Genomic DNA, 9,669 nt, shown 5'->3' with positions numbered 1-9,669 from the left:
GATTAGAAACGAGTCCACTAACAGCGATGATTTTGACCTGGGGATTGATTTTCTTTAAAGTGCGAATTGCAGTTTTACCACCCATAGAGGGCATCATCATATCTATCAATACCGCATCGATCTCGTTTTGACTCTGAGCGTAAAGAGCGATCGCTTCAATCCCATCACTAGCGGTTAGCACTCTGTAATTGTGAGTTTCTAGGATAGCTTTGCTAATTTCACGAATTGCTTCTTCATCATCCACAACTAGAATTAATTCGCCATCACCACAGGGAAGCTCTTCAATTTTTTCGATAACTGTTGCTTGAGTCTCACAAGCCGGTAAATACACTTTAAATTGAGTCCCCCGCCCCACCTGACTATAGGCATTGACAAAACCATCGTGGCTTTTGACGATACCCAGAGCAGTGGCAAGTCCCAAGCCCGTACCCCTACCTACTTCTTTGGTAGTAAAAAATGGCTCAAAAACTCGCTCTAAGATTTCGGGAGAGATTCCTGTGCCAGTATCAGAGACAGTAATCACCACATACCTCCCCTTACGAGCATCGATATGCATACGGGCATAGTTAGCATCAATGATAACATTCTCAGCAGTAATCTTAAGTTTCCCGCCGTTAGGCATAGCATCCCGCCCATTGACTGTGAGATTCATCAAAACTTGGTGGATTTGGGTCACATCGCCATTAACCGTCCACAGGTTTTGCGGCACAATTGCCTCAAATTCAATTGCTTTGGGGAATGTTTGTACAACTATCTGTTTTACTTCTGTGATCAAATGTTCAACCTGTATAATTCTACGTTCTCCTTCTAAGCCCCGTGAGAAGGTTAATATTTGCTTAACCAAAGCCGCTCCCCGTTTGGCATTGGTTTCGATAATTTGGAATAATGCCAAAGTTGGTTCGTCAAGCTCAGTCAGTTTGCGTGGCAGCAGTTGAGCTAATCCCAAAATCGGCGTGAGAATATTGTTGAGGTCGTGAGCTATACCACCTGCTAGGGTTCCCAGACTTTCTAACCGTTGAGCGTGCAGATATTGGGCTTCTAGATGTTTTTTTTCGGTGATATCGGTATTAACTACTAAAATTGACTGGGGATTTTCTACGTCATTTTCCACAAACGTCCAACGACTTTCAACCACAATACCTTTACCAGCTTTTGTAACCTGATTTAGTTCTCCCTGCCATTCACCTTGCTGGGTAAATATTGGCTGAATTTTTGCCAATTCAGTTGCAGATTTCCCATACAACAAATCATTGACATCTCTATTCAGGGCTTCCGCTTTCGTCCAGCCGTATAATCTTTCTGCACCCCGATTCCAAAACAAAATTTGGTTATCCTGTCCTAAAACCATAATTGCGTCCGTTGCCACATCTAGTAGGGCGGCTTGTTGGCGGACTCTAGCTTCTGCTTGTTGGCGTTCTTGGAGTGCCACTATTCGTTCTTCTACTTCCTGCTGGAGTTGCTGGTTAACTCTTGTAAGCTGGGAAGTACGTTCTCTTACCTGCTCTTCCAGTTCTTGGTTGCGGCTTTCTAATAACTCTGTTTTCTCGATCTCTAACTGACAAACTTGACCCTGTAATAGCTCAATAATCCCATACATCTCGGTGGGGTCGAATACTTGAAGTAAACGGGTTTGGGTGACAATTCCCTGTATTTCTCCTTGGGAACTCCCTACTACTAACCGTCGCACCCGACGCTGCTGCATCAGTTGATGTATTGTCCACAAAGAGTCTTCAGGACTAACTAGAAACAACGGCGCACTCATAAGAACTTGTGCTGGTTGTGCTAAATCTAAATTTAAGGTTTGGAACTGAACTATATCTCTTTCGGTGATAATTCCCCTGGGAATTAACAATCCATCGCCCTCCCGTTCTGACTCCACAATGACTACATAACTACTTCCATGCTCTGCCATTAATTGTGCTGTTTGACGAATGGATACCGTAGGAAGAGCGTGGATAACATTAGAATCCATCACTTCCTCTACCTTCTGCCATTTCATCAAATTAATCGGTTGTAGGTTCTGACGTATGCCTTTTTCTGTAACCAAACCCAAAATACAACCGACATTGTCCACTACTGGCAGATGACGAATATGATTCTGGCGCAGCAAATTGAGAATAATAAAAATATCTTGTGAATCAGTTGGGGTTAAAGTGATTAACTGTTGGCTCATTACTTCACCGACAGTTTGCTCCTTTATATCTACTTCCGCAGCGATAATCTTTACTAAGTCCCGCTCAGTAAAAATGCCCTGAAGTTGGGAGTTTTTAGCTACTAAGGCGCAACTGTTATTGATACGAGTAGTAAAATTTACTTTTGAATTATGATCATGCGCTGTGAAATCGCAACTGTTCCCCCACTCCTGCATCAACCCAATGACTTCGGTTAGGGGAGTTTCTGGAGATATGATTAAGGGATGGCGATCGATTACTTGCTCTAGAGAAAAAATGTTATTTTGTTGCACAATATGTCTAGCTGCAAGGTAAATCTCTACAATCGATTGTATCGTAGTCGGTAGGATTTTTGCTGCGCGGTTGAGGCTTTGCTTTTTGTTCATTATTACGATTTGTCAAAATATATAGACAAAACTGCAAAATTTTATACCTGGATATTCAACCGCTCGTTATTATGTCTATTTATCTGGGAAGATAGATTTGCAAATATCTTCTCGATTGACCAATGAATAGAAAAGTCAAAGTAGATAATCCATTTGTAGGTACATGGCATATTTATGACATGGATATGTGGGATGAAGATTACTTCAACATGGAAACCCAGGCTTATGTGGAGATTAGAGCAGATAATATGGGAGATTTTCAGTTTGGGCTGGTAACTGGTTCCCTAGGTGGGTATATGGAAAAAATAGGTGATATTGAACGTTTTAGTTTTACCTGGGAAGGTAATGATGAAATGGATGAAGCCAATGGAAGTGGATGGTTGCAATTAATAAGTGAAAATGAAATTTCAGGAATGATCAATTTTCATTTGGGCGATTGCTCTACATTCCAAGCTAGGAAGCCAAGTGAATGAGATATGGGTCAAGAAAAGGCAGGGGAGCAGGGAGCAGGTAAGCCATTGCGGTGGACGGGTTTCCCGGCATAAAGCAAGTGGCGCAACCCGAAGGGGAGCAGGGGAGCTGACACAAATAAATTTGGGGGCTTGTATCCTTTTCCTTTTCGGTCAAGATTGAAAAATTATTGCGACAGATGGAAATAAAGAAAAGCTTATGTAGTAATTCTTTCACAATCCAAAATAGTATAAGCTTGTTAGCAAAGCTGGGTTTAGGGCAATAAATTCATATATAGATTCAGCAACACCAAAAATCAAATATCAATGGTGCGCTTACCAAATACTAAATCTGCTTATTCCACTCACAAAGGAAGTGCCTACTGTGGCGACTCCCGCGAACTATTACAAAATCTACCAGATAATAGTGTTAACTTATTTTTCACTAGTCCACCTTTTGCCCTGCAACGTCAAAAAGAATACGGTAATAAAGAACAGCACGAGTATGTAGACTGGCTCGCCGAATTTGCCACCATCGTTTACCAAAAACTACAGGATGATGGCAGTTTTGTGGTGGATTTAGGTGGGGCTTATCAAAAAGGGGTTCCTGTTCGCAGTTTATATAATTATCGAGTACCTATTCACTTTTGCGATCGCATTGGTTTTTTCCTGGCTGAAGACTTTTATTGGTACAACCCATCTAAACTACCCAGCCCCATTGAATGGGTAAATAAGCGGAAAATGCGGGCTAAAGATGCGGTGAATACTGTGTGGTGGTTCAGTAAAACGGAGTTTCCCAAGGCTGATGTGACAAAAGTTCTGGCACCATACAGCGATCGCATGAAAAAATTACTAGCAGATCCAAATAAGTTCTATACACCAAAATCACGTCCTTCCGGTCATGATATTGGTAAAGCCTTTGCCAAAGATAATGGTGGAGCTATTCCATCTAATCTGTTACAAATTTCTCAAACTGAATCTAACAGTCAATATTTACATGGTTGTCGGGTTGTGGGAGTGAAGCAGCACCCCGCCAGGTTCCCAACCAAACTTCCTGAGTTCTTTATCCGTTTTCTTACAGAGCCAGGAGATACAGTAGTAGACATTTTCGCCGGTTCTAATACCACTGGTCAAGTTGCAGAAGCTGAGAATCGTCAATGGTTGGCTTTTGAACAACAGCCAGAATATCTTGCAGCTTCTGCGTTTCGATTCCTCTCCAAACAACATACTCCTTTAGAAATGGAGGAAATTTATCACCTTATATGTGCGGGAGAATCAGTAAATTTGTTTACTTATAGAAAAGAGTAGGGAGTAGGGAGTAGGGAGTAGGGAGTAGGGAGTAGGGAGTAGGGGAGTTTCCACGAATAAATTTGGGGCTTGTATCCTTTTCTTTTTCGGTCAATTTTTAATTCATTAATTGCTTATTCTGTAACTCATTCACTTCTTGAGCCCGCTTAACTAATACTTGCCAAATTTGTTGCTGTTGCAGGCGTTTTTCCATTTCTTTAAATTCAGGCCAAACCTGGGAAGAAACTTTTCTCAGGAAAATACGCCACTCCAATTGTACTCCATTGGTACGGAGTATGCGATCAACAAATTCTTCTACCATGTAGTAGGAATCTATACTGGGTTCGCAAATCACCTTATTTAAAGCCGCTTCTGTCTTATCAGCAGCTTCTTTATGTAGTTTTTGCAGAGCCGCTAAAATTAGTTCTTCCTGAGTGGGTAGGGGTGCATCCACTGTCAAAACATCCTTAGCGACCTCTGCAAAGGTCATAAAATTGTTATCTGGTCTGAGTTTATTCAGATTCTCTCGGATTTGTCGCTGCACCCTACCGGCCCCAGAAACGTTAAATTCTGCGATCGCTGCAAAGGCTGTTTTCAAGATAGTGGCGTTTTCTGGTAAATGGGTAGCGATCGCTTTTAGTAACTCAGAACCTTCACCATCTGCTAGTTCTCCTAAGTGATTTTTAAAGACTTTTGATACTAAAAGCTTACGTGTTTCTAATGAATCTTGCATTCCCTGGTCTAAAGATAGGAAATGTTGCAAAAAATGGGTGCGAATTTCATGTAAAAATTCATTGTATGCGGTACTGTAGGAACCAAATAGATTGCGACGTTCAACAATCTCGGATGTGGTTTCAGGAATGCCTGTATTCTGGCGACAATTAGCGATCGCTTGCTGAAGCCGTTCTTCAAATTCGCCATCGCAATCATGGCGATGTTGGGAGAAGTGGGTCAATAAATTTTCTAGGTCATTGGTAAGTTTTTGCCAAAATCGCGCAAACAACTGCTCGAATAGGAGATCGCTGTCACTGTAATAGGCAAGAGCTGTTTCGGCTTTTGCTAATTCCCGATTCATATCATGTTCTAGGAGATCTATTTGTTTTTGGCAGGAATGGGCATATTTGTTGTCAATATACTCAATATTGTCTACTAGGTAGTTGAGAATGGGTTCCAGAATTTGGGAATTAGCTTCCTCTGGATGGGAACAATCAGCGATCGCACATCGTTCCACCCGAATTGGGGTTTGTTTCAATTCCGCTTGCAGGGTTTGACAACGGTAAGTATTGTCTCCTCCCTCTGCCCCATTTTGAGTCCGATTGAGAACCATAAAGGAGCATTCATGTAAAGGTAATTCTCCTAATGCTTCCCGTGCTTTCTGATACAACTTGATATGTGCTTCTCCCCATACCGCATTGGCTTCCGGACGACGGACAAACAACACAAAATCTGCTTCATGGCTGAGAGTAGTCATCAAGCGATCGGCATCAATTAGGTTAGTATCCCCCAACCCTGGTAAATCAATTAACATAATTTTGCCAATATCATCGACAGGAAAAGGACAAGATATTTCCACCTCTTTCACCGCCAAATAATTGACAATCTTTTCCCCACTACCATCTTTAGTATCTTGAGTTACATATTCTCGAATTTTGTTCTCCCCAATCTCCACCGATGATTGACCTAAAAGATGGCGATATTTTTGCACATTAGAAAAATAATCTTTACGTAAATGTCCGTAACGAGCCTTATCCAGGGCACTATCCCGGCGTTCAATTGGTAAAGCCGATGGGGGATAATGGGCGAAATCATCCAAGCTCATGGGCACAGTATCTAAACCCAAAGTCTCGTAGTAAGGACTAAGAACCTGACCCCGGAAATCCTGCCAGGAATAAAATTGTACTTTTGCTTTAGCTTCTGGTAATCCTGGCTCGTGGCGAATTTTACTGAGAGTGCCAGTACAATAACCATCACCGCCATCAGGAATCACCGTATTTCTTAACCCGGTGAGGCTGCGTAACAGGCGACTTTTGCCCTGGCGAGCATAGCCAACCACTGCAATATTAATGGTGTCGCGGGTACAGCGATTATATAGTTGTTGTAGGGAACCAATTAGGGTATCAATCTTTGGTAATAAGCTAAAATCTATTTCACCCAGACGAGCAGCAGAATTAGAATCAATTCCCCTAGCAAGCAACTCCTCACGGTGTTTTTTCAGGTTTAACAAGGCCAGTTTGCGAGCCTCTAAATTGGCTTTATCCCGTTGTAATTTGGCTCCCGTTGTAATTGGCACTAAAGGCTTTTCGCTTTTTAATAATTCTATCTATACGCTGGGCTCTTGTAGGGTTTATATGGGTAATATTCATTCGGTTGTATCTCTATATGAACTTATATCAGGAATTAAAAAATATGAAACGGAGATGCTGAACGGGTTTATCAAAAGCAAGCTGGTTGTTATGTTAGTTGATTTCGTCCTGAGTGATGTATGGTGATATACATTTATTTGTCAATAACCCAGAACCATAGAAAAATAGGGGATTATTGGCTATTTACTAATTACTAATCCCAAATGCAAAATCCGCCTATAGGTGAAAATAAACTGAGGCAAAGTTAGGTATTGTGAGTGTGGTGTTAAACAATCAGGAAAAATAGTCATGGTTCCCATTCAAGACGATAATCCCGTTAAAATTACCCCTTATTTCACCTATGGACTGATTGCAGCTAACATCCTGGCTTTTATTTATGAAGTGAGTTTAACACCCCCAGCTTTAAACGGCTTTTTTCATCTATTTGCAGTGGTACCCCAAGAACTCAGCCTCAGTTTTGCTGGGGTAGCAGTCAATCAGCCAATTCCAGAATGGCTAACTTTGATTACCTCCCAATTTCTGCATGGTGGATTATTACATCTGGTTGGGAATATGTTATTTTTATGGATTTTTGGCAATAATGTCGAAGAAAAGTTAGGACGTGGTAAATATCTGCTATTTTATTTAACTTGTGGGATTTTAGCTGGTTTAGCTCAGTGGTTCTTTGCCCAGGATTCAGCAATTCCTTCCTTAGGTGCCAGTGGTGCAATTGCTGGTGTTATGGGTGCATATATTCTGCGCTTCCCCCAAGCAGAAATTGTTGTTGTTGTACCCTTGGGAATATTCTTTCCTTCTTTCCGAGTTCCAGCTTTCCTGTTTTTGGGATTTTGGTTTATTCAACAGGCATTTTACGGTTTAGTCAGCCTGGGAACAACCACCAATATTGGGATGGAGAGTGGTGGTATAGCTTATTGGGCACATGCAGGAGGTTTTATCTTTGGAGCGATTTTAGCCCCACTGTTGGGATTGTTTAAAGAAGAATCTGAACAGAATTATTCTTAGTACTGCAAGGCGCAATTAACAAACCTGTGGTTATTTTTTGTCTATTGGCTGGAGTGTAGTGGTTGTGCCATTACTTCTTTTCCTGCTCTTACTGGTAAAGGATAAAAATACGATCAACTAGGCGATCGCTCGGGAGTGCAAGTTGCCAAAAAAAACCTGTGGCTTTTATCACATCAAAGTAAAGCTCCGTCATTTAACCCCAATAATCGGAAATTTAACAAGTTTGCCTAATATCCAAAGTAGAATAAAGCTTTGACCGTTATCCTTGCTGAAAATTCTATGGCTGCTCAGGAAACTGAAACAAAACCAACAACTGACACAAATTCATCCACCAAAACATGGCATCGTTTACGAGAAAATTTTAGCTTAATTGCGATCGCTCTTGTCTTAGCCTTCCTGATCCGCACATTTATCGCCGAACCCCGCTACATTCCATCGGAGTCAATGGTTCCCACTTTACTCACAGGTGATCGTTTAGTAGTAGAAAAAGTGTCCTACTATTTCCATCCTCCCAAATTTGGTGACATTATTGTTTTTCAGCCACCAGAAGAATTGCAAAATCGTGGCTATCTCAAAGATCAAGCTTTTATTAAACGGGTAATTGGAGAATCGGAAAAGGTTGTGAGTATTAACAGAGGTAAGGTTTTCCTAGATGGTCAAGCACTACAAGAAGATTACATCGCCGAACCACCAAATCAACCATTTCCACCAGTTAAAGTCCCCCCAGATAATTTATTTGTCATGGGAGATAACCGCAACGATAGCAATGACTCCCGTTATTGGGGATTTTTACCCAGAAAAAATGTGATTGGTCGAGCCGTATTTCGTTTTTGGCCTCCTAGTCGCATTGGATTGATATAAATAAAAAAAGGAGGGAAGAAAATTTTTCAAAATTTTAAATAATACATCAGTTGAGCGATCGCATCACCGGGTAAATTTAACCGTTGCTGGAAATCTATTAAGTTACGGTATGCTCCACCTGATAGACGATTATCTACAACTGCTTGGGCTAGGGAAATATCAATAAATGGTATTTTGATTAAACTTTCCACTGTAGCCATATTGGGATTAACTTTGTACCCTAGACTTTCCGTAGCTTCGTCATCATAATAGCTAAAATTGAGAATTACCTCTAAAGGCTTGAGTCGTTGGCTGGGTATACTTAAAGCAGCAGCCACATCTTCAATACAGTAAAATTTTACCCCAACCCGAGAAAGTTCTACGAGTGATCGCGCTTGATGAATTGATAATCCCGGTAATCGCAGCCAATCATCCACTGTGGCTTGATTCGCATCAATCTGCACACCAATTTGTGCTGCGATCGCAATTTCTTCCCCCGATTGCAAGCGATAATAAGGATCGCAGCTTAATTTAGTACGCAGTCTTTGCAACCTAGGATTAATTCCAAATGATAGCCAGTTTTGATTCATAGAAAAAAATACTGATTAATATTAGTAGAAAAAACAGTTAGGACATCCTCAAACGCCATAACCAATCAAGAAATTTGGTCAAGCATTTGGCGACGCTTTTGCTCAAACTCATACTCAGAAATTAATCCCTCCTGACGCAAAGAGTCTAACTCCCGCAAAGCCTCAGCTACGGTTTTCACTGGATTAACCTCTGATGTCCCACTTTTAATCACTGATTTACCAGAATTAAAATTACTATTAAAAGCTTCCTCATCCTGAGCTAGATACCACACCCCTTCAATCGCACTTGCAACCCTAGGAATTGGTGTCCAAGACAGTAATACATATAATAGCCCCCATAATGGTTGACCCAAATAAAATTTATGCAATCCTGAAATTGTCAATGTGCCAGCAAATGCCAAAATGACGGCGACACTGCGACTTTTGTATTTTATCAACATAATCATAGATACCACAGAATTTACAGCTAGACAGTCATATAGGACTCCTATTTGATTTTTGAAAAACTAAGGTAGCTAGATGCTTGCCCTATAAAGGTTTAGTTCTCAGTATACCTAGCAAGATTCAAGTAGGATTCCTAT

8 protein-coding genes are annotated in these 9,669 nt (G+C 41.0%); 4 read left to right on the top strand and 4 right to left on the bottom strand.

Features of this window, described 5'->3' with window-relative positions:
- The coding region (locus tag CALSC_RS28065; RefSeq protein ID WP_088242410.1) for a CBS domain-containing protein at positions 1-2,557 on the bottom strand (2,557 nt) is incomplete at its 3' end.
- Between the two features lie 122 nt (positions 2,558-2,679).
- Between CALSC_RS28065 and CALSC_RS16535 the strand changes: the two genes are divergently transcribed.
- Both CALSC_RS16535 and CALSC_RS16530 read left to right on the top strand, forming a co-directional pair.
- A complete protein-coding gene (locus CALSC_RS16535; protein WP_088242409.1) occupies positions 2,680-3,030 on the top strand; it encodes a hypothetical protein in 351 nt (116 codons plus the stop codon).
- Positions 3,031-3,333: 303 nt separating this feature from the next.
- Positions 3,334-4,314: a DNA-methyltransferase gene (locus tag CALSC_RS16530; protein ID WP_088242408.1), complete on the top strand. Its 981-nt coding sequence runs from the start codon at positions 3,334-3,336 to the stop codon at positions 4,312-4,314.
- Positions 4,315-4,411: 97 nt separating this feature from the next.
- Here the strand turns inward: CALSC_RS16530 and CALSC_RS16525 are convergent, their stop codons facing one another.
- The gene (locus CALSC_RS16525) at positions 4,412-6,583 is read right to left on the bottom strand and encodes a dynamin family protein (protein ID WP_088242407.1); all 2,172 of its coding nucleotides are present in this window, start codon (positions 6,581-6,583) and stop codon (positions 4,412-4,414) included.
- Between the two features lie 361 nt (positions 6,584-6,944).
- On the opposite strand from CALSC_RS16525, the gene CALSC_RS16520 reads away from it, so the two are divergent.
- Positions 6,945-7,658 (top strand): rhomboid family intramembrane serine protease, encoded by a 714-nt coding sequence (locus tag CALSC_RS16520; protein WP_088242406.1) that lies wholly within the window; start codon positions 6,945-6,947, stop codon positions 7,656-7,658.
- A 279-nt stretch (positions 7,659-7,937) separates the two neighbouring features.
- Complete coding sequence (gene lepB, locus CALSC_RS16515) at positions 7,938-8,519, top strand: signal peptidase I (protein ID WP_088242405.1); 582 nt, start codon at positions 7,938-7,940, stop codon at positions 8,517-8,519.
- 26 nt (positions 8,520-8,545) lie between these two features.
- Here the strand turns inward: lepB and CALSC_RS16510 are convergent, their stop codons facing one another.
- Together CALSC_RS16510 and CALSC_RS16505 are read right to left on the bottom strand one after the other, a co-directional pair.
- On the bottom strand, positions 8,546-9,088 hold the full coding sequence (locus tag CALSC_RS16510) for a helix-hairpin-helix domain-containing protein (RefSeq protein ID WP_088242404.1): 543 nt from the start codon (positions 9,086-9,088) through the stop codon (positions 8,546-8,548).
- A gap of 65 nt (positions 9,089-9,153) precedes the next feature.
- Entirely contained in the window at positions 9,154-9,528 is a 375-nt protein-coding gene (locus tag CALSC_RS16505) for an NINE protein (protein WP_088242411.1), read from the bottom strand.
- Positions 9,529-9,669 lie beyond the last annotated feature (141 nt).

Origin of the sequence: Calothrix rhizosoleniae SC01 (assembly GCF_900185595.1) — a bacterium.
GTDB lineage: Bacteria > Cyanobacteriota > Cyanobacteriia > Cyanobacteriales > Nostocaceae > Calothrix_A > Calothrix_A rhizosoleniae.
Note: the sequence above shows the minus strand (reverse complement) of the source record. Positions and strands in the feature narration are given on the sequence as shown.